The following is a 19397-nucleotide window of genomic DNA, read 5'->3' as shown; positions in this document are numbered from 1 at the left end:
AGAGTGCAACCATACCGGCTCAATCCTGTATATCTTTTACATTCTGTCCAGGAGGCACCATGCATTCACATTCCGAACATCAACATTCAGCAGATACACACAGTCACTGTGGCTGTGGACATACTCATGCAAAAAAACAAACAGGTTGCAGCAGCCAACAAACGGCCAATACCAGCAACGACAGTACAGTTTCAGTGAGTGAGCATTCACATCATGAAGGAGGCTGCTGTAGTCAGAGCCTCACTGATGAGGGCGATGAGGAAAGCGACAGGCTTGCTACCGCGCTACCTTCTGGTAGTCAGCGTTTTAGTTGGCAAGTTAAAGGGATGGATTGCCCAAGTTGTGCCCGTAAAATTGAAAATGCAGTCAGTAGCCTCATCGGTGTTGAAAATGTAAAAGTTCTCTTTGCTACAGAAAAGCTGGTTGTCGACGCCCAGTCAGATATTCGCCCCGAAGTGCAGCAGGCGGTTATCAAGGCGGGGTTCAGTCTGGTCGATACCCAATCACCTGCGGCAAGCAAAACCAGCGCGCAAGAATCACGCTATCGTGAATACATACCCATTGCATTATTAACCACGCTAATGCTCATCAGTTGGGGAATCTCTTTATTCAGCATTGAACTGAGCGAATTCGCCTTTACCGCGACGACAATTGTCGGGTTGATCCCGATTGCCACCAAAGCTTGGAAGCTTATTCGTTCCGGCACACCATTCGCTATTGAAACATTAATGAGTGTCGCGGCTATCGGGGCGATGTTTATTGGCGCTACTGCCGAAGCGGCAATGGTATTGCTGCTGTTTATGATTGGTGAATTACTCGAATCTTATGCGGCAAACCGCGCTCGTCGTGGCGTGACGGCGTTGATGGCGTTAGTACCTGAAGAAGCGCTGCTGCTAAAAAATGGTGAACGCAGACAAGTTCCGGTTTCCAGCTTACGCCCTGGCGATATCATTGAAATCTCGCCCGGCGGTCGACTGCCCGCTGATGCTGAATTAATGACCCCTTTTGCCAGTTTTGATGAAAGCGCACTCACTGGCGAATCTATCCCTATTGAACGCCAGAAAGGTGAAAAAGTTGCAGCGGGGAGCTTGTCGGTCGACCGGGCCACTGAAATGCGGGTTATTTCAGAACCGGGCAATAATGCCATTGACCGCATTCTACAACTTATTGAATTAGCAGAAGAACGCCGCGCACCTATTGAGCGTTTTATTGACCGTTTCAGCCGCATTTATACGCCCGCAATTATGTTTCTCTCGGCGCTGGTGATGCTGGTTCCGCCTCTGGCTTTCGCCGAGCCTTGGGAAACCTGGATTTACCGGGGGCTGACATTGCTACTGATTGGCTGCCCATGTGCGTTAGTCATTTCTACCCCAGCGGCGATCACCTCTGCACTGGCTGCTGCAACGCGGCGCGGCGCGCTCATCAAAGGGGGGGCCGCGCTAGAGCAACTGGGCCGCATTCAAACTGTGGCCTTTGACAAAACCGGGACACTGACCGAGGGAAAACCGCAAGTCACTGATATATTGCCAGTATTTGGCGTGAGTGAAACTCGCCTGTTAGCACTGGCGGCAGCGGTCGAAGCGGGGTCGCACCATCCATTGGCAGTGGCCATCATGCAACGCGCGCAACAAAACACCACTATGTTGCCACTCGCCGAAGAGCGACGGGCATTGGCGGGCGTTGGAGTGGAGGGCAAAGTCAACGGGCTAACTATTCTTGTCAGTGCGCCCAGTAAAATATCACCGGCATTATTAACTACTGAGTGGCTAGTGCAGCTCGATGAGCTGGAAAGTAGCGGTAAAACCGCCGTCGCCGTGCTGGAAAATGAGAAATTCATTGGTTTAGTGGCGCTGCGTGACACTTTACGCAATGATGCAAAACAAGCTATTGATTCGCTGAAAAAGTTAGGAATTCAAGGTGTAATGCTAACTGGTGATAACCCACGAGCAGCCGCAGCCATTGCCAACGAACTGGGAATTGATTACCAAGCGGGATTGCTACCGGCCGATAAAGTCCAGGCAGTTATGGCACTGAATGTGGCCCACCCTACGGTGATGGTCGGGGATGGCATCAATGATGCCCCGGCGATGAAAGCCGCCAGTATCGGTATTGCGATGGGCAGTGGCACTGATGTTGCGTTGGAAACAGCCGATGCCGCACTGACCCATAACCGGCTGACTGGGCTGGCTGAAATCATCCTGTTATCACGCGCGGCCAACGCCAATATTCGCCAGAATATTACTATCGCATTGGGGCTAAAAGGTATTTTCCTGGTGACCACATTACTGGGGTTGACCGGTTTGTGGCTGGCAGTATTAGCAGACTCCGGGGCAACAGCGTTAGTGACAGCAAATGCGCTGAGGTTATTGCGCAAGAGAGATATTTAGGAGCAAGGGCAAAAGCGGCAAATTACTCCGTTTTTGCCCCTTTCTTGACCAAATAGCGATAAGGCGTTTGTTGGGTATCTTGAGCCAACAACTGGTGGTCCATAAAGCGGCAAAAACCGGGAATATCACGGGTCGTGGCCGGATCATCAGCAATAATAAGCAGAGTTTGACCGTCTTCCATATGCCGGACTGTTTTACGCACCATCATCACCGGCTCCGGGCAACGCAGGCCCAGTGCATCAAGTGTTTTATCCGGATTGGCAAAAATATCGGTCATTGCAGTTCTCTTGTGTGTCAGTAAACAGGTTAATAGCAATATAAAATGCAAGTAGGCTTACGAAGCGGGATAGTTTACTCCGCCGGTTTTAAGGTGCAAGTGGCACAATAAATTCCGTGGATAAGCCATCGTTTGCGCTAAAATTAACCATTGCATTCGTTGCGCAAACGCGTATTATGCCGCGCGTCGCAGAAATTGCGGCACATTATGTTTGGGTTCCCTCACCCCAATAACCAAAAAGGTCACATTTATGTTTTCGTTTACAGCCCAACAGCGGATGACCGCTTTGGTATGGCTATCGCTATTCCATATTGTCATCATCACCTCCAGCAACTATCTGGTGCAATTGCCGATCGCTATCTTCGGTTTTCACACCACTTGGGGGGCTTTTACCTTCCCATTTATCTTCTTAGCCACTGACCTGACCGTGCGGATTTTTGGTGCCCCATTGGCACGCAGAATTATTTTGTCCGTCATGGTGCCGGCTTTGCTTATTTCATATCTCATTTCTGCCCTGTTTTATCAGGGAAGCTGGCAAGGATTCCCGGCATTAACCAGTTTTAATCTGGTAGTAGCCCGAATCGCTGTTGCCAGTTTCATGGCATATGTCCTAGGCCAAATCCTTGATGTTCAAGTATTTAATCGCCTTCGTCAGCGCAGTGCATGGTGGGTTGCCCCAACCGCCGCGATGTTCTTTGGCAATATCAGCGACACCATGGCGTTCTTCTTTATTGCATTCTACCGCAGCTCTGATCCTTTCATGGCGGCAAACTGGGTAGAGATCGCTTTGGTAGATTATAGCTTCAAGCTATTGATCTGCATGTTGTTCTTCTTGCCAGCCTATGGTGTGATGCTCAATATGTTATTGAAATACTTTGCCCGACAGACCGAACAACAAGCACTAACTCGGGTGAGCCCTGCTGAACAATAGATTGCTTTTGGCGTCTGAATAAGGTGCGATAAGGCTATACCCAAAGTAGTTGGCGTTGCAGGCCATCCCCTGCAACCTCAAGTAATAAGGGGATATTAATCATCAATAAGGGATTCCCATGCATAAAATAACCAAGTTTCTTGCTGTTGGCCTGCTGGTTGCAGGATTAAGTGCCTGTGATGGTGGCAGCGATAACAATGTGGGCCAGCCAGTCAGCTTGTTGGAAGGTAAAGTCGCATTTAGTTTACCCGCAGACTTATCTGACCAAAGCGGGAAAATGGGTAATCAGGCTAACAATATGCACGTTTACGCCAATAAAACTGGCGATAAAGCGGTTATCGTGATTTTAGGTGATAATACCAATGAAGCATTGGATGTTCTCACTGAGCGCTTGGCTGAGCAGCAACGTGCCCGCGATGCCAACCTGCAAGTCGTGACGAACAAAGCCATTAAGGTCGATGGGCATCCTTTCCAACAATTGGACAGTATTATTACCAGCGGTGGCCAGAAAGCCTATTCTTCAGTGTTGATGGGTAAAGTTGATAACCGATTGATGACATTACAAATTACCTTGCCAGCCGAAAATCAGCAGCAAGCGCAAACTGAAGCTGAGTCGATTATCAGCACCTTGAAATTGAATTAACTATCAGTCACATAAGTTTGAGGTGGCCTTTCTCAATAGAGCGCGGGTAAACCGCGCTCTGTCTTTGACTTTCACTTCACGCCAGTGCTTGCGCCAGCAAGGTAATCGGATGCTCGCATTTCTTGCTGGTCGACATCTCAATCTGCCATTTGCAGGTTTCGCAATCTGTAATCACCAAATCAACACCACTGTCTTCAATCTGCTGGAATAATGAGGCCCCAATCCCTTGGGATGTAGCGTAATTCTCTGATTTAAAACCATATGTCCCGGCAATCCCACAACATTGAGAATCCAACACCACCAGCTCAATACCCGGAATGCGCTGTAACAAGGCCAGGGTATAAGCCGTCCACCCCATCTTTTCCATATGACAAGGCGTGTGATAGGCAATGCGTAATGGTGTGTTATTTGCTGAAAATAGAGGTTTTAATGGTAACTCCCGCCCTTTATCTAATAAACGGTAGAGATAGCGCGTCGCCAGCTCCACTTTGTCACGCACCGGCGCAGTATCGACATCCAGCAAATGTGGATATTCATCTCGTAGCGTAAAGGTACAGCTTGAGGAGGTTGCAACCACTGGGATATCCCGGCCAATCACGGCGTCAGTGAGGGACTCCAGATTCACCCGCGCCTGCTTTTTCGCCTGTTCGATAAATCCATTTGCAATCAGCGGCACACCACAGCATTTCTCGCGTTTAAGCAATTGAACACCAATGTTCATTGCATTGAATACACTGACTAAATCCTTACCCAACTGCGGATGGTTATAGTTAACAAAGCAGCCATGAAAAAACGCCACCTGTTCAGTATATTGTTGCTGTTTCTCTGCTTGTTTGCGATACCAGCGGCGGAATGTGCCAAACGAGTATTTTGGTAACTCACGGCGGTGATCAATTTTCAGCGCTTTATCCAGCAAAGCCCGCACCGGTTTTAACCCCGTGACCGCATTGATGACCGGAGCAAACGGTGTTGAGAGGGTGCCCATGATATCGGTGTGGCTGAGAATAGCATCGCGCAGCTTTGGCTTATTACTGCTGTAACTGGCTTTCGCGCGCTGAATGATGTCGCCGATTTTAACATCTGACGGGCAAGCTACTTCGCAGCGTTTGCAGTTAGTGCAATATTTCAATGCATCGTCATATAGGGCCGGATCTTTCAGGCGCAGGCGCTCGCCATCGGGGCCAGCTTGTTTTGGCCCCGGATAAAGTGGGTTAACTTTCGCCACCGGGCAATAAGTGGTGCACACCGTGCATTTGATACAACTTTCAAAGCTATTATCCCGCGACACATGTTTATCCTGAATGTCTTCGTGCTGTGGTAACCACGTCATAATGTCACCTCCATGGCGCTAACAATCTGCTCGGCAGCAAACAAAGCACTGGTGAGTGAAACACCTGCGCCACAGCCCTGTTGCAGCGGATCGTATCCCCCGAGAACCGCGCCAATAACATACAGATTATCCAGTGCTACCCCGCCGCGCAGCGCCCGTAGCCGGTTATCGGTGTTGACGCCAAATTGCAAATAAGGTTGCGGCGCAAACATATTGCTGTTGCTCCAATCTGCGCGATTGGGTAGTGATAAAATATCCAGATCCAGTATTGGCTCATAGACATGCTCAAAGGTTGCTACCAGCCCATTACTGAAGAAACTGCCACTCGCCAGCACCATCTGGGCCGCACGCAGTGGAATATCGCCATGATTGCGGCTATATAGCCCGGTAATCCGATTCCCCACCAGCTCAGCACGCAATACCGCATCACCCGGCATGACAATACCGCCTAATTGCTGGAAACGGTGACGTAGAGCCTGATGTAAGCGCATGCCAAGCAATGACGGCGGCAGTGTTGGTAATAATTGAATCGGTTTACCCACGGCCGCGCGCAGCGCATCCAATGGCGCTGACTCATCCAGCCCAATACAAGCTGGTAGTAAAATCATTTCTGCGGTGGATGACAAACGCGCCAGCTCATTGGCCAGCGGTTGCAGATTTTCGGGTTGATCCAGTACACGCGCAATATTCACCGCGCGGAATTCGCTGGGGTTATCGCGCAAACGGTCCAGTGCCGGTAAATGCAGATAATCTGCTGTGGCTTCGACACCCTGCTCCTGCAAGGCACTGGCCACCATTTGCGGTTGAAAGTCGAGGAATCCTTCAATACCAATCACTGCCACTTTTTGCCACGGTAGCGGGCCACCCAATGGCGCAACAGGAATATCCGACGGGCTGAGCCATGTGGGTCGACAGTTGCCCAACGGCGTCAGGCGTAAGTGATTTTTGGTCGCGCTACCGACCAGATTCAGGCCGCAGCGGCTTAACAGGGACTCGGCTTGTTGGGCCAACTCACCCACCTGGCCTATTTGCCCCATTTTGCTATATGGATGCTCAGGCGCTAACTCCGCCAGAGTTTCAAGTGCAGAAAGTGGCTGGCTGACCGCCTGCCCATTAGGCAACTTCGCCAATAAATCCAAAGAGCCAGAAGAAAAATGCAGCGCATTTTGGCCGGCGCTGACAATCGCGCAATATTTACCTTGCTCGGCGAGGCGAATACCGCACGCCAGCCCAGCTAGCCCACCACCGATGATAATCACATCAAATTTCATCTGGTTTCTCCTGAACATTGGCAGCACTCGGGCTATCATCCAGACCACAAAGCCCTTGATAAACCCAATGAGTAAACTCGCTTTCCCGCAAGGCGTCGCCCCACGCTATCGGGCGTACGCCTTTCCAGCGCTCATTCAAAAACTGCCTAAGCTGTTCACGAGATTGCTGCGGTGTGGTCACCTTAAAGCGGCTGAGTAAACCCGCGGCACGGCAAGCGCAAAGCTCGCCCTGACAAGTCCCCATGCCAACCCGGGTGCGACGGCGTAAATCCAGTAGGTTATTAACTGAAAGAGATTCAATGGCATAGCGCACTTCACCGGCAGTCACGGCCTCACACTCGCACACCAAGCTGTTATCCAGACGGTTTCCAGCCAATAGCTGTGTCGCACGGTCGCCATGACGATAAACAGCGGAGCCGCGAATGCTGGCAGGTAAGGAAATGACTTTGCTGAGAGTCTGTTCTGCCGACTGTTGTGAGCCGGGCAGCGGCTCTTGTGCTGTGGTGCAGGCCGCTGTCACACCCAGCTTTTCACACACTTTATCTGTGGCCCATTCCGCCATCAGCCGATAGGTCATCAACTTGCCGCCAGTGATGGTGATAAAGCCTTCCAACCCATCGCGGCTGGCATGATCGAGCAATACAATACCGCGACTAACATTACGCCCTGAAGGATCATCATCACTGGCAACCAGCGGCCTAACCCCAGCATAAGCACGTAAAATGCGCGTTTGTGCCAGTTGTGGCGACAGTTTGGAGCCTTCGCGAATTAAGGTATCCACCTCTTGTGCCGTGACAACCATATTGTCTATTTGGTCGTATTCAATATGGGTGGAAGTGGTACCAATCAGTGAAATGGTATCGCCCGGCACCAGAATGTCGGCGTCTGCGGGTTTACGGCAGCGATTGATCACCATGTTGTTGATCCGATGCCCCAGGATCAACAGCGCGCCTTTGGCGGGAAACATGCGAATACGAAGATCGGCGTATTCTGCAATATGCTGGCCCCAGATCCCCGCCGCATTCACGACAATTTGCGCATGAATATCATATTGCCGCTGATTTTTGTGATCAAAAACGCGCACGCCACTCACTCGATCACCGTGACGCAATAAGCCGATAACTTCATGATAAGTCAGCACATTGGCACCGTGCTCACGTGCATCCAACATATTGGCGGCGGTTAAGCGGAAGGGATCAACTGTACCGTCCGGTACGCGCACGGCAGCAATCAGCGCGGGGTTAGCGGCGGGCTCAAGCCGTAATGCTTGTTTAGGATCAATGGCTTCGGTGTCGATCCCCGCCTCCTGGCAGCGAGCAATAAATTGTTCCTGATAGTCCAGAGAGTCTTCCGGCAAGGTGATAAACAAGCCATCGGTTTGCTCAATACAATGGCGGGCAATGCGTTTCAGAATCCGGTTTTCTTCAATACATTCACGCGCGGACTCACCGTCGGTTACAGCATAACGTGCGCCACTGTGTAATAAGCCATGATTGCGGCCCGTCGCACCGGTAGCAATGTCATGCCTCTCCAAAAGCGTGCAAGCCAAACCGCGTCTGGCGCAGTCTCGGGCAATCCCGGCACCGGTCGCGCCACCACCAATAATGATGACATCCGTTTCTGTGTAAGGAGAACTGTTCGTCATGAAAGACCCCACATTATCAGACAGCCGCTCGGCGGCTAATTATGAGTCTATTGAGCCACAATCTTTATGGTTATTGTTTGATAAGGAACAAAAACGAACGAAAAACGAAAGTGAAGTGGTGTTTAAAAACCATGATTGTGATCAAAGTCACAGGTAATTTGTCATTACCAGTTTCAAAATGTTAACCAATCGCTCAAAATTGCCGCCACTTTCATATAACTGTAACAAATGCGCCATCACTCACAGATAAGTTCTACAAATTTATCTAGCATGGCGTTCGTTATGGAACATAAACGATAATAGTTTTGCCGTTTAACCACCGGGTAGATACCAGGCTATACCGGAGTCAAAAAAACAAAAAGCCATCGGAGGCACTCATGTTGAGTATTTTTAAGCCCGCGCCACATGTGGCACGGCTTCCCGCAGACCAGGTCGACCCCACTTACCGCCGCTTACGCTGGCAAATCTTCATGGGCATCTTCTTCGGTTACGCTGCCTACTATTTGGTACGTAAAAACTTTACTTTGGCCATGCCGTATTTGATCGAACAAGGATTCTCACGCGGGGATCTGGGCTTCGCACTATCCGGTATTTCTATTGCTTATGGTTTCTCCAAATTCATCATGGGTTCGGTTTCTGACCGGTCTAACCCACGAGTGTTCCTCTCTGCCGGTTTGATTCTCTCCGCTGCCGTGATGCTGTTTATGGGCTTCGTGCCTTGGGCAACGTCCAGTATCGCCGTGATGTTTGTGCTGTTGTTCTTATGCGGCTGGTTCCAGGGCATGGGGTGGCCGCCATGTGGCCGTACTATGGTGCACTGGTGGTCGAAGAAAGAACGTGGTGGGATTGTTTCTATCTGGAACTGCGCCCATAACGTCGGCGGGGGTTTACCGCCATTGCTGTTCCTGCTGGGGATGGCGTGGTTTAACGACTGGAAAGCTGCGTTATATATGCCCGCGTTCGGTGCTATTTTGGTGGCATTGATTGTCTTTGGTTTGATGCGCGACACCCCGCAATCTGTGGGTTTACCGCCAATTGAAGAATACAAAAACGACTATCCAGATGACTATACAGTCGCCGCGGAAGAAGAGCTGACGGCGAAACAAATCTTCATGCAATATGTGTTACCAAACAAGCTGTTATGGTATATCGCAATTGCTAACGTCTTTGTTTATTTGCTGCGTTACGGCATCCTCGACTGGTCACCGACCTATCTGAAAGAAGTGAAACACTTCGCGCTGGATAAATCCTCATGGGCTTATTTCCTGTATGAATACGCTGGTATTCCAGGGACATTGCTGTGTGGTTGGATGTCCGACAAAGTGTTTAAAGGTAACCGTGGCGCGACCGGGGTGTTCTTTATGACTCTGGTGACTATCGCGACCATTGTTTACTGGCTAAACCCGGTTGGTAACCCTGGCATTGATATGGCCTGTATGATCACAATCGGCTTCCTGATTTACGGCCCGGTGATGTTAATTGGCTTGCATGCCCTTGAATTAGCACCGAAAAAAGCAGCGGGTACCGCAGCAGGCTTCACGGGCTTGTTCGGCTATCTGGGCGGTTCGGTCGCAGCCAGTGCCATTGTCGGTTACACCGTTGACTACTTCGGTTGGGACGGCGGCTTTATGGTCATGATTGGCGGTAGCATCTTGGCCGTTCTGTTATTGATTGTCGTGATGTTCAGTGAGAAAAAACACCACGAAGAGATGGCAAGAAAGCAGGATTTATAAGCTAACGTCTAGCTTCAAGCACGAAGAGTAAAACAGGCTGTGCCGTTATCTATGGATTAATAGCGACACAGCCTTTTTCATACCCTGAAATTGATAAAAGGAGCAATATCAATGCAAACCCACCTAAAATCACTGGTAGCGAGCATGATTCTGGCATCATCAGTCGCCGGTATGGCATACGCGGCAGAGTCACCTTCCACAGATAAATCCGTACTCACCACACCTTCAGCCGATAAAGTGGTTATCGCGCACCGTGGTGCCAGTGGCTATTTACCTGAGCACTCACTGCCAGCCAAAGCTATGGCCTACGCGCAAGGTGCTGATTATCTTGAACAAGATTTGGTCATGACCAAAGATAATGAGTTAGTGGTTCTGCACGACCATTATCTGGACCGCGTGACTGATGTCGCCGAGCGCTTCCCCGATCGCGCCCGCAAAGATGGCCGCTATTACGCCATTGACTTCACTTTACCGGAAATCAAATCACTGAAATTTACCGAAGGCTTTGATATTGATAAAGATGGTAAGAAAGTGCAGAGCTATCCGGGCCGTTTCCCAATGGGTAAATCTGATTTCCGCGTGCACACCTTCCAGGAAGAGATTGAATTTGTTCAGGGGCTGAATCATTCGACCGGTAAAAACATCGGAATCTATCCTGAAATCAAAGCGCCATGGTTCCATAAGCAGGAAGGGAAAGACATTTCCACCAAGGTGTTAGAAGTATTAAAACAGTACGGTTACACCACTAAAGCCGACAAAGTGTATCTGCAATGCTTTGATGCCAATGAATTAAAACGCATCAAGAACGAGCTGGAACCGAAGATGGGTATGAACCTGAAACTGGTCCAACTGGTGGCTTATACCGACTGGAACGAAACCTACGAGCAGAAACCTGATGGTAAGTGGGTTAATTACAGCTATGACTGGATGTTCAAACCCGGCGCAATGAAGCAAGTCGCACAGTATGCTGACGGCATCGGCCCTGACTATCATATGCTGGTTGTAGAAACCTCGACACCGGATAACATCAAGCTGACCGGTATGGTCAAAGATGCCCACGCGAATAATATGATGGTGCATCCATACACCATCCGTGCGGATAAGCTGCCGAAATACGCCACGGATGTGAATCAGCTATTCGATATTATCTACAATCAGGCTGGGGTTGACGGAGTATTTACCGACTTCCCGGATAAAGGCGTGCAGTTCCTGCAAAAACAGGAACAACACCAGTAAGTGAGTGGTCTGAGATAACTTAAAATAACAAAGTGGCGCACTATTTTGCTGTGCGCCACTTTTTACTGATAGAAATTAATTACTTATCAGTGCCTAAGAACATCTTTCGCAGATAATGGGGTACTGCATCATCGGCATTAGAACCAATCACTTCCAGATTTGGCAACATATCTTTTAGGCGCTGATGAGCATCGCGCATAATGCAGCCCTTACCCGACATAGACAACATTTCCAAATCATTCATACCGTCGCCAAACGCGATGCATTCTTTCAAAGAATAGCCAATGATTTTAGCCACTTGCTCAAGCGCATGACCTTTGGAAACACCGCCGCCCATCACTTCCAGACAGGTTGGGAAAGAGAAGCTGACATTCACTCGATCGCCCCAACGGGCATTGATGGCTTCTTCCAAAATCAATAACTTGTCATGATCTTCGCAAGTAAAGTAAACCTTGCACACCCCTTCCGTTGGCAGCAGCGCTGGTTCAAATACCTGATAGTTAAAGACTGATTCGCGGAAGAACTCTTTCTGCTCTGGGCTTTCGCGGTTCATGAACCATTCATCATTCAGATAAACGTTGGTCAAGATATCCGTATTATGGTGTTCAATATTGTACAAATCACGGGCAATATCCGCGTCGAGGTTATGGCTAAAAATCAGCTCCCCAGCCGTGTTATGTACGCGCGCACCGTTGGAGGTAATCATGAAAGCGCTGATTTCCAGGTTGTCACGGATTTGCGCGACGTCAATATGGTGGCGGCCAGTCGCAAACACAAAGTGCACATCACGCTGCGTCAGCAACTTAAGTGTCTCTTTGGTATAAGGCGTCAGAATATGGTCAGGTGATAGCAGAGTGCCGTCTAAATCGGAAGCAACAACATGATACATAGCGGTATGTTCTAACCTCTGGTGGCGTCGGGGTTTAACGGCCGACTGGTTGTTTTATGTTGCAGACAATATTTTATGTTGCAAAGAAGGTTGATGTTGCGCAAAAAAGCGCAATATGGCGCTTAACGCCTCGGCACGCAGGGTGTCCCGCTCGAACAGGATCTCATGGCGTGCGCCTTGAATTAACTTAGGCTGCCCCCCTTCGCAAGGGTGCCCCGCCAGAGTCATTGCCTGAGAAAATGCATCTTGGGCCGGGTTATGAACCACCCGATCCTCACTGGCCTGTAGTAACAGAACCGGCGTAGTAATTTTGTCTGCTTGGGCGATAATTTGCTCCCCCACCAGCAGGCTTTCACGAATCCAATGATAGGTTGGCCCACCCACACGGATTTCGGGTGTATCAGCATATTGGCGCAAATAGCGGCGATAACGCTCGCGGCTGTGAGTCAGCATATTGACCAGATAGGGCAATGGCCGCCACTGACCTGTTCCTATCGCGTAATAATCCCGCAGCTTTTGATGCCCTTCCGCCCAGTCGACAATCCGGTGAGCCAACCAACCCGGCATGGGCAAATGGATACCAAACATAGGAGCACAGAGCGCCACGGCATCAAATACTTTTGGCTCCCTTGCCAAAAAGCGCGTCAGAATCGCGCCGCCCATAGAATGGGCCAGTGCAAAACGGTGCTCATAATGACTCTCCGTTATCTCGCGCTGCACCAGTTGCGCAAAATCCTCAATATAATCATCAAATTTGATCACATGCCCGCGGTTACCATCCTCAAGCATTCGCCCAGATCGGCCCTGACCACGATGATCCAACACTATAACATCATAGCCTTGCTGAAAGAGATCATAAGCTACTTCAGGATATTTGACGTAACTTTCAATGCGGCCAGGCACGACCACCACCACACGGGTATGTTGTGGTGCGCAAAAACGGACATAGCGAATAGGGACATTATCGACCCCCATAAACTCATCTTCATCCCGCTGCTGCCAGAAATCTAACAATGGGCCGTTAACAAAAGCAGCAAACTGCTCTTCGCGGGTCAACCAGTTATTCATATGATTATCTAACGGCATAGCTCGACTCGATAAACGTGAGTTTGTAAATCATGATCTTAGGCATCATGCGTTATAGATCAGGGCGTTATAGCTCATCGCTGATTACAGCTTTTGGCCTGAATTGCTCGGTATTCTGTGAGCCATAGCACAACTATTAGCAATAGAGTATTGTGGCATAAATTTACGTATTCAGGGAACTTTGCCGATGACCTTCGACTGGTGGTTAACTTATCTGCTGACGACACTTATCCTCAGTTTGTCCCCCGGTTCCGGTGCCATTAACACCATGAGTACCGCCATCAGTCATGGTACGCGCGGAGTGATTGCCTCTATCTGCGGGTTACAATTGGGGCTGGCCGTGCATATTGTGCTGGTCGGCGTGGGCCTGGGCGCACTGATTTCACAATCACTACTGGCATTTGAAATATTAAAATGGCTTGGTGCGGCTTACTTAATCTGGCTTGGTATTCAACAATGGCGAGCTGCCGGTGCGCTAGACCTGCATGCATTGGCGAACAGTATGCCACGGCGAAAACTGTTTAAACGCGCGGTATTTGTTAACCTGACTAATCCGAAAAGTATTGTTTTCCTGGCCGCATTGTTCCCACAATTTGTCCTGCCACATCAGCCCCAGGTGGCGCAATATCTGATTCTCGGTAGCACCAGTGTCATTGTCGATATTATCGTGATGATTGGCTACGCGACACTTGCTACACGAATTGCTGGTTGGATTAAATCACCGCAGCAAATGAAATTATTAAACCGGATATTTGGTGGCTTATTCATGCTGGTCGGTGCGCTACTGGCAACCGCACGAAAAGTATAAGAAAACTCGTCATCTCCCAACCGGGTAACTCACCGGTTGGGGAATAAATTCGTTAGCGAGACAATATCAGGTGGATACCAAAACCGGCGAATAGCACCCCAGCCAGGCCATCAATCCATTTGGATAGCCGCTGATAACCACGGCGCATCACCGGCAAGGCGAAGACACAGGCCACAATGCTGAACCACACGAACGTTTCGGACACAATCAGGACAAACAAGCCCCAGCGCGCGCCAGCACTGACATTGTCACCAACAAACAGTGAAAATACGCTGCCGAAATAGATAACTGCTTTGGGGTTAGATAAATTAGTCAGAAAGCCGCGTAAGAAAGTTCGGCCACGAGCAGGAAGCGCAACGTGTGCCTCACTTTCTGAAGCCCCCTGTTTGGCGCGGGCGGATTTCAGCAATTGCCAACCCATCCAGCACAGATATAACCCACCGCCGACCATAATAATTTCGTGCAACCACGCCATTTTCTGCAAGATGAGATTTAGCCCCATCAATGCCACACCGGCCCAGATAACAATCCCCAGCGAAATGCCGACCACCCCCATCATCGCTTCGCGGCGTGAACGGCTGGCCGCAGTTTGCGAGACAAAAAAGAAATCAGGCCCTGGGCTCATCAAAGCGACCAAATGCACCAGCGCGACAGTCAGAAACAGCATTAGCATGAAGAATTTCTCTCTACAAGGAAGGCGACCTGTTAGTCGTCATTATTATCTACGTGGTCGCGGATCAGCGCCATAAACGGCGCGCCAAAGCGCTCCAGCTTACGCTGCCCGACGCCATTAACACTCAACAGTTCGCTGGCGGTGATAGGCATTTGCTCAGCCATCTCCAGCAAAGTGGCATCGTTAAACACCACATAAGGCGGAATATTGCCCTCATCAGCAATAGACTTGCGCAACTTGCGCAATTTGGCAAACAACTTGCGATCGTAATTGCCACCATAGGATTTTTGATTGGCACTGCTACGCACTTTCAAACTCTGAATACGCGGCACCGCCAACTGTAATGGCAATTCAGCACGCAACACCGGGCGCGCGGCTTCGGTCAACTGTAAGGCAGAAAACATTGCGATATTTTGGCTCAACAACCCAAGGTGAATCAGTTGGCGCAAGACACTGACCCAGTGCTCATGACTTTGCTCGCGACCAATGCCGTACACCGACAGCTTGTCATGACCAAACTCACGAATACGCTGATTATTGGCCCCGCGCAGCACCTCGACGATATACCCTAAGCCAAACCGTTGCCCAACTCGATACACGCACGACAGCGCTTTTTGCGCATCCGCCAGCCCATCATAGCGCCTCGGCGGGTCCAGACAGATGTCACAGTTACCGCATGACTGCTGTTTACCCTCACCAAAATAGTTCAGCAGCACCAGTCGGCGGCAAGTTTGCGCTTCCGCAAAAGCCCCCATGGCATTAAGTTTATGCCGCTCAATATCTTGCTGTGCGCCCGCCGGTTTTTCTTCCAAACAGCGGCGCAGCCACGCCATATCGGCCGGGTCATACAGCAATATCGCCTCGGCGGGTAAACCATCACGCCCAGCACGACCGGTTTCTTGATAGTAAGATTCGATAGTGCGCGGAATATCAAAATGCACCACAAACCGGACATTGGGTTTGTTAATCCCCATGCCGAACGCCACGGTGGCGACCACGACTTGCAAGTCATCACGTTGAAATGCTTCTTGTACCTGCGCGCGACGCTCATTGTCCAACCCAGCATGGTAGGCCGCCACACTTAAGCCACGGCTTTGTAGACGGGCGGTGGTGTCTTCCACTTTTGCCCGGCTATTGCAGTAAATAATGCCACTTTTACCACGTTGGTCTTGGACAAAACGCCACAGTTGATCAAGCGGTTTGAATTTCTCTGCCAGAGTGTAGCGAATATTGGGGCGGTCAAAGCTACTGACCTGAATTAAAGGCTGATCCAGATTGAGTAACCGCACGATATCGCCACGCGTTGCTTCATCAGCCGTGGCGGTCAGTGCAATTACCGGTAAATGGGGGAAACGTTGCTTTAGCTGACCAAGAGCACGATATTCCGGGCGGAAATCATGGCCCCATTGGGAAATACAGTGCGCCTCATCCACCGCCAATAACGCAGGACGCCACTGGTGCAATTGGTCAAGAAAACTCTCCATGACCAACCGTTCTGGCGCGATATACAACAGTTTAATCTGACCGCTGCGGCAACCGTCCATCACCGCCAATTGCTGTTCACGTGTTTGTGATGAGTTTAAACACCCAGCGCCCACGCCATAGGCCAGCAGTTGGTCAACCTGATCTTTCATCAGAGAAATTAAGGGGGAAACCACCAGCGTTAAGCCATCCGTCACCAGTGCCGGAATCTGATAACACAAGGATTTACCACCACCGGTTGGCATCACTACCAGACAGTCTTGCCCTGATAGGGTGGCGTTGATAATTTCTTGTTGCCCTGGTCGGAATTGCTGGTAGCCGAAAGTATCTCGCAATACTTGCTCTGCCAGTAACTCCCTATTTATCACTGCTGCGGTTGACACACTTTTCCCCAACTATGAGATCTACACAGGCCGGTTAACCGGCCTGTGTCTGAAACTTTTCTAACGCCGGATGACGTTAAAGGACATCATTCAACATGATACCCATACCCACCCGTGTTTGCCTAAAGTTATAGTCAATCATTGACTCACCATAGCCACTAAACACTTGGGTATAGAAACGAACATGTTTGGTAATTGGGTAGCTCCAGCCCATTTCAGCGCCGCCGTAACCGGTATTCCAGTTATAACGACCATCAATACTGAACACGCTTTCCCCCAAGGCATAACCGACTTTCAGACGGTAATACCCCATGTATTTGTTGATATCCGGGTTGTCATCTTTGCCATCACTTTCAGGAATGCGATACCAAGGTTTCAGATCAATTTCCAGATTGCCGCGTTGCGCCATCAGACGCGTATACACGCGATCCCAGCTACGTGACGTGGGGTCGGCTTTCCCATTAGACTGATGGTTATAACCAAATTCGACTTCACGGAATGTCCAGCCCGCCAATTCATAATCTGTCGCCCATGCCAGGAATATCTGAGGTTCATAGTTGGTTTCACGGAACGGCGAAGATTCGTCACTATTAGATGCCTGCCACCAAGAGCGTTGAGTATAGGAAGCGCCCAGCAATGAGTTATCACCAGCAATACCACGCCAGATAGGGAAACCTAAACTGAGTTGGAATTTAACTTCGTCTTTCTTGGCATTCTCAGCCCAATCATAAGAGCTTATCGCATTCTTATTGATGTCACTGGTATAGGTGTATAGCAAATAGTTCGTTTCATACGGATAAAGCAAAAACGGGTTATCGTGGTCCTGTAACATCGCCGCGATAATACTGCCGCGCACCGTCGGTGCGTCATGAATCTTCTCAACCGTAGCTTCTTCTGCCTGCGCCAATGTCGGCACCAGTAATAAAGCTATTAAAATCCGCCAAAATCTACCCATAATTCCCCCATCACCTTACGAATTATTTCTATTTGTAATGAAAACAGCTCATTCTACACACAAATGTTATCTGAGATTAGTGTTGTTTATATTTATGATTTAACGACTGGAAAACAACAAAATAGGAGCATAAAATAAACAAACTAATAACATGAGAAATTATCTTTTAAGAGAAAAACAATGCCTGTTACCCCTTTAACTCTGGAGAGCGCCCGCAACTTCATCGGTGAGATCTTCGTTTATCACATGCCATTTAACCGCGAATTAGGATTAAAATTAACTCGTTTCGAGCAAGATTATGCCGAAATTACCTTTGATAATAATGACAAACTGGTGGGTAACATTGCGCAACGGATTTTGCACGGCGGTGTTATTGCTGCCGTACTAGATGTTGCCGCAGGTTTAGTGTGTGTCGGGAACAGTCTGGTTCGTCATGAGCCGTTGATACAAGAACAACTGCAAATGAAGCTAGCGAAAATGGGGACAATTGACCTGCGAGTCGACTATTTGCGTCCTGGTCGTGGTGAGCATTTTATTGCCAGCAGCCGTATTTTACGAAGTGGTAACAAAGTCTCTGTTGCCAGAGTTGAGCTGCATAATGAGAGCCAAATGCATATCGCCAGTGCAACTGCGACCTATTTGGTTGGCTAATGTGTTCGACAGCGGTGATGATTCGTAGGGCAAACTTAAGTACACTCACCGCATCTCCTTTCTAGTTCTGAGCCACACCATGGATAAACAACGAACCCGTCAGGGCATTTTTTTTGCTCTGGCCGCCTATTTTATTTGGGGGATCGCCCCCGCTTACTTCAAGCTCATCCAACAGGTGCCGGCTGATGAAATTTTGACTCATCGGATTATCTGGTCATTTTTCTTTATGCTGATTCTGCTGACGGTCAGCCGCAATTGGCCGCAGGTTCGCCATGCTATTCAAAATCGCAAACGCCTACTATTACTGGCAGTTACTGCGGTATTGATTGCCAGTAACTGGTTATTATTTATTTGGGCGGTCAACCACAACCATATGCTGGAAGCCAGTCTGGGCTATTTTATCAACCCATTGGTCAATGTGTTATTTGGCATGTTATTTCTTGGCGAGCGTTTTCGTCGTATGCAATGGGTCGCGGTGGCACTGGCTTTCGGCGGGGTGTTAATTCAGCTGTGGCAATTTGGTTCACTACCAGTGATTGGTTTAGGTCTGGCGATTACCTTTGCACTATACGGCTTGATACGCAAAAAACTGGGAATTGATGCCCAAACGGGCATGTTGGTAGAAACGATGTGGTTATTACCCATTGCGGCGGTCTACTTGTTCTTTATTGCCGACAGCCCGACCAGTCACATGGCGGCAAATGCCTGGTCATTGAATGTCCTCTTAGCCGCTGCGGGGGTGGTTACCACCATTCCTCTGCTGTTCTTCACTGCCGCCGCCACTCGTTTACGGTTATCAACACTGGGTTTCTTCCAGTATTTGGGGCCAACACTGATGTTTATTCTGGCGGTCACATTCTATGGTGAGACTATCGGCAACGATAAAATGGTGACTTTCGTCTTTATCTGGGCGGCGCTCTTGTTGTTCACGCTGGATGCGCTTTACACCCAACGTAAGCTACGCGCTTAACAGTGAAAATGCTAAAAAAGTCCGGCGACTCATTGAGTTACCGGACT

General features: G+C 49.4%; 18 protein-coding genes. 9 read left to right on the top strand and 9 right to left on the bottom strand.

Annotated features, from left to right (window positions below; genetic code table 11):
* Positions 1-59 precede the first annotated feature (59 nt).
* The gene (locus tag F0T03_RS01095) at positions 60-2387 is read left to right on the top strand and encodes a zinc/cadmium/mercury/lead-transporting ATPase (RefSeq protein ID WP_159677070.1); all 2328 of its coding nucleotides are present in this window, start codon (positions 60-62) and stop codon (positions 2385-2387) included.
* A 22-nt stretch (positions 2388-2409) separates the two neighbouring features.
* On the opposite strand, the gene tusA is transcribed toward F0T03_RS01095, so the two are convergent.
* A complete protein-coding gene (gene tusA, locus F0T03_RS01090) occupies positions 2410-2664 on the bottom strand; it encodes a sulfurtransferase TusA (RefSeq protein WP_145556092.1) in 255 nt (84 codons plus the stop codon).
* A 250-nt stretch (positions 2665-2914) separates the two neighbouring features.
* On the opposite strand from tusA, the gene F0T03_RS01085 reads away from it, so the two are divergent.
* Positions 2915-3595 (top strand): 7-cyano-7-deazaguanine/7-aminomethyl-7-deazaguanine transporter, encoded by a 681-nt coding sequence (locus F0T03_RS01085; protein WP_159677069.1) that lies wholly within the window; start codon positions 2915-2917, stop codon positions 3593-3595.
* 118 nt (positions 3596-3713) lie between these two features.
* Positions 3714-4238, top strand: coding sequence for a DcrB family lipoprotein (locus F0T03_RS01080; RefSeq protein WP_145556090.1), 525 nt, complete (start codon positions 3714-3716; stop codon positions 4236-4238).
* A 76-nt stretch (positions 4239-4314) separates the two neighbouring features.
* On the opposite strand, the gene glpC is transcribed toward F0T03_RS01080, so the two are convergent.
* From glpC to glpA, 3 genes are read right to left on the bottom strand one after another with little or no spacing between them, the layout of a single operon-like run.
* The gene (gene glpC / locus F0T03_RS01075) at positions 4315-5568 is read right to left on the bottom strand and encodes an anaerobic glycerol-3-phosphate dehydrogenase subunit GlpC (protein ID WP_162526853.1); all 1254 of its coding nucleotides are present in this window, start codon (positions 5566-5568) and stop codon (positions 4315-4317) included.
* Positions 5565-6839: a glycerol-3-phosphate dehydrogenase subunit GlpB gene (glpB, locus tag F0T03_RS01070; RefSeq protein WP_159677068.1), complete on the bottom strand. Its 1275-nt coding sequence runs from the start codon at positions 6837-6839 to the stop codon at positions 5565-5567. Before glpB ends, glpC begins: the two co-directional genes overlap by 4 nt.
* Positions 6829-8484: an anaerobic glycerol-3-phosphate dehydrogenase subunit A gene (gene glpA / locus F0T03_RS01065; protein ID WP_159677067.1), complete on the bottom strand. Its 1656-nt coding sequence runs from the start codon at positions 8482-8484 to the stop codon at positions 6829-6831. Before glpA ends, glpB begins: the two co-directional genes overlap by 11 nt.
* Here glpA and F0T03_RS21505 point away from each other — a divergent pair.
* The 3 genes from F0T03_RS21505 (at position 8483) to glpQ (ending at position 11453) form a co-directional block, all read left to right on the top strand.
* Positions 8483-8641 (top strand): hypothetical protein, encoded by a 159-nt coding sequence (locus F0T03_RS21505; RefSeq protein ID WP_167515567.1) that lies wholly within the window; start codon positions 8483-8485, stop codon positions 8639-8641. The two genes, glpA and F0T03_RS21505, sit on opposite strands and share 2 nt — an antisense overlap.
* A 220-nt stretch (positions 8642-8861) precedes the next feature.
* The gene (gene glpT, locus F0T03_RS01060; protein WP_145556087.1) at positions 8862-10217 is read left to right on the top strand and encodes a glycerol-3-phosphate transporter; all 1356 of its coding nucleotides are present in this window, start codon (positions 8862-8864) and stop codon (positions 10215-10217) included.
* A gap of 111 nt (positions 10218-10328) precedes the next feature.
* Positions 10329-11453, top strand: coding sequence for a glycerophosphodiester phosphodiesterase (gene glpQ, locus F0T03_RS01055; protein WP_159677066.1), 1125 nt, complete (start codon positions 10329-10331; stop codon positions 11451-11453).
* A 79-nt stretch (positions 11454-11532) separates the two neighbouring features.
* On the opposite strand, the gene yigL is transcribed toward glpQ, so the two are convergent.
* The gene (gene yigL / locus F0T03_RS01050) at positions 11533-12342 is read right to left on the bottom strand and encodes a sugar/pyridoxal phosphate phosphatase YigL (RefSeq protein ID WP_145556085.1); all 810 of its coding nucleotides are present in this window, start codon (positions 12340-12342) and stop codon (positions 11533-11535) included.
* A gap of 54 nt (positions 12343-12396) precedes the next feature.
* The gene (gene pldB, locus F0T03_RS01045) at positions 12397-13428 is read right to left on the bottom strand and encodes a lysophospholipase L2 (protein ID WP_145556084.1); all 1032 of its coding nucleotides are present in this window, start codon (positions 13426-13428) and stop codon (positions 12397-12399) included.
* A gap of 187 nt (positions 13429-13615) precedes the next feature.
* On the opposite strand from pldB, the gene rhtB reads away from it, so the two are divergent.
* Complete coding sequence (rhtB, locus tag F0T03_RS01040; RefSeq protein WP_159677065.1) at positions 13616-14236, top strand: homoserine/homoserine lactone efflux protein; 621 nt, start codon at positions 13616-13618, stop codon at positions 14234-14236.
* A gap of 52 nt (positions 14237-14288) precedes the next feature.
* Here the strand turns inward: rhtB and rhtC are convergent, their stop codons facing one another.
* From rhtC to pldA, 3 genes are all read right to left on the bottom strand, one after another.
* Positions 14289-14909, bottom strand: a complete 621-nt coding sequence (gene rhtC / locus F0T03_RS01035) for a threonine export protein RhtC (RefSeq protein WP_159677064.1) — start codon at positions 14907-14909, stop codon at positions 14289-14291.
* 32 nt (positions 14910-14941) lie between these two features.
* On the bottom strand, positions 14942-16774 hold the full coding sequence (gene recQ, locus F0T03_RS01030) for an ATP-dependent DNA helicase RecQ (RefSeq protein WP_145556081.1): 1833 nt from the start codon (positions 16772-16774) through the stop codon (positions 14942-14944).
* A 76-nt stretch (positions 16775-16850) separates the two neighbouring features.
* On the bottom strand, positions 16851-17729 hold the full coding sequence (pldA, locus tag F0T03_RS01025) for a phospholipase A (RefSeq protein ID WP_145556080.1): 879 nt from the start codon (positions 17727-17729) through the stop codon (positions 16851-16853).
* Between the two features lie 180 nt (positions 17730-17909).
* On the opposite strand from pldA, the gene F0T03_RS01020 reads away from it, so the two are divergent.
* Together F0T03_RS01020 and rarD are read left to right on the top strand one after the other, a co-directional pair.
* Entirely contained in the window at positions 17910-18380 is a 471-nt protein-coding gene (locus tag F0T03_RS01020; protein ID WP_145556079.1) for a thioesterase family protein, read from the top strand.
* A gap of 79 nt (positions 18381-18459) precedes the next feature.
* Positions 18460-19350, top strand: a complete 891-nt coding sequence (gene rarD / locus F0T03_RS01015) for an EamA family transporter RarD (RefSeq protein WP_145556078.1) — start codon at positions 18460-18462, stop codon at positions 19348-19350.
* Positions 19351-19397: the final 47 nt, after the last annotated feature.

It is taken from the genome of Yersinia canariae, assembly GCF_009831415.1.
GTDB classification, from domain to species: Bacteria; Pseudomonadota; Gammaproteobacteria; order Enterobacterales; family Enterobacteriaceae; genus Yersinia; species Yersinia canariae.
Note: the sequence above shows the minus strand (reverse complement) of the source record. Positions and strands in the feature narration are given on the sequence as shown.

Coding starts and splice junctions, on each gene's coding strand:
- F0T03_RS01095 (WP_159677070.1), top strand. CDS start 60: ATGCATTCACATTCCGAACATCAACATTCAGCAGATACACACAGTCAC.
- tusA (WP_145556092.1), bottom strand. CDS start 2,664: ATGACCGATATTTTTGCCAATCCGGATAAAACACTTGATGCACTGGGC.
- F0T03_RS01085 (WP_159677069.1), top strand. CDS start 2,915: ATGTTTTCGTTTACAGCCCAACAGCGGATGACCGCTTTGGTATGGCTA.
- F0T03_RS01080 (WP_145556090.1), top strand. CDS start 3,714: ATGCATAAAATAACCAAGTTTCTTGCTGTTGGCCTGCTGGTTGCAGGA.
- glpC (WP_162526853.1), bottom strand. CDS start 5,568: ATGACGTGGTTACCACAGCACGAAGACATTCAGGATAAACATGTGTCG.
- glpB (WP_159677068.1), bottom strand. CDS start 6,839: ATGAAATTTGATGTGATTATCATCGGTGGTGGGCTAGCTGGGCTGGCG.
- F0T03_RS21505 (WP_167515567.1), top strand. CDS start 8,483: ATGAAAGACCCCACATTATCAGACAGCCGCTCGGCGGCTAATTATGAG.
- glpA (WP_159677067.1), bottom strand. CDS start 8,484: ATGACGAACAGTTCTCCTTACACAGAAACGGATGTCATCATTATTGGT.
- glpT (WP_145556087.1), top strand. CDS start 8,862: ATGTTGAGTATTTTTAAGCCCGCGCCACATGTGGCACGGCTTCCCGCA.
- glpQ (WP_159677066.1), top strand. CDS start 10,329: ATGCAAACCCACCTAAAATCACTGGTAGCGAGCATGATTCTGGCATCA.
- yigL (WP_145556085.1), bottom strand. CDS start 12,342: ATGTATCATGTTGTTGCTTCCGATTTAGACGGCACTCTGCTATCACCT.
- pldB (WP_145556084.1), bottom strand. CDS start 13,428: ATGCCGTTAGATAATCATATGAATAACTGGTTGACCCGCGAAGAGCAG.
- rhtB (WP_159677065.1), top strand. CDS start 13,616: ATGACCTTCGACTGGTGGTTAACTTATCTGCTGACGACACTTATCCTC.
- rhtC (WP_159677064.1), bottom strand. CDS start 14,909: ATGCTAATGCTGTTTCTGACTGTCGCGCTGGTGCATTTGGTCGCTTTG.
- pldA (WP_145556080.1), bottom strand. CDS start 17,729: ATGGGTAGATTTTGGCGGATTTTAATAGCTTTATTACTGGTGCCGACA.
- F0T03_RS01020 (WP_145556079.1), top strand. CDS start 17,910: ATGCCTGTTACCCCTTTAACTCTGGAGAGCGCCCGCAACTTCATCGGT.
- rarD (WP_145556078.1), top strand. CDS start 18,460: ATGGATAAACAACGAACCCGTCAGGGCATTTTTTTTGCTCTGGCCGCC.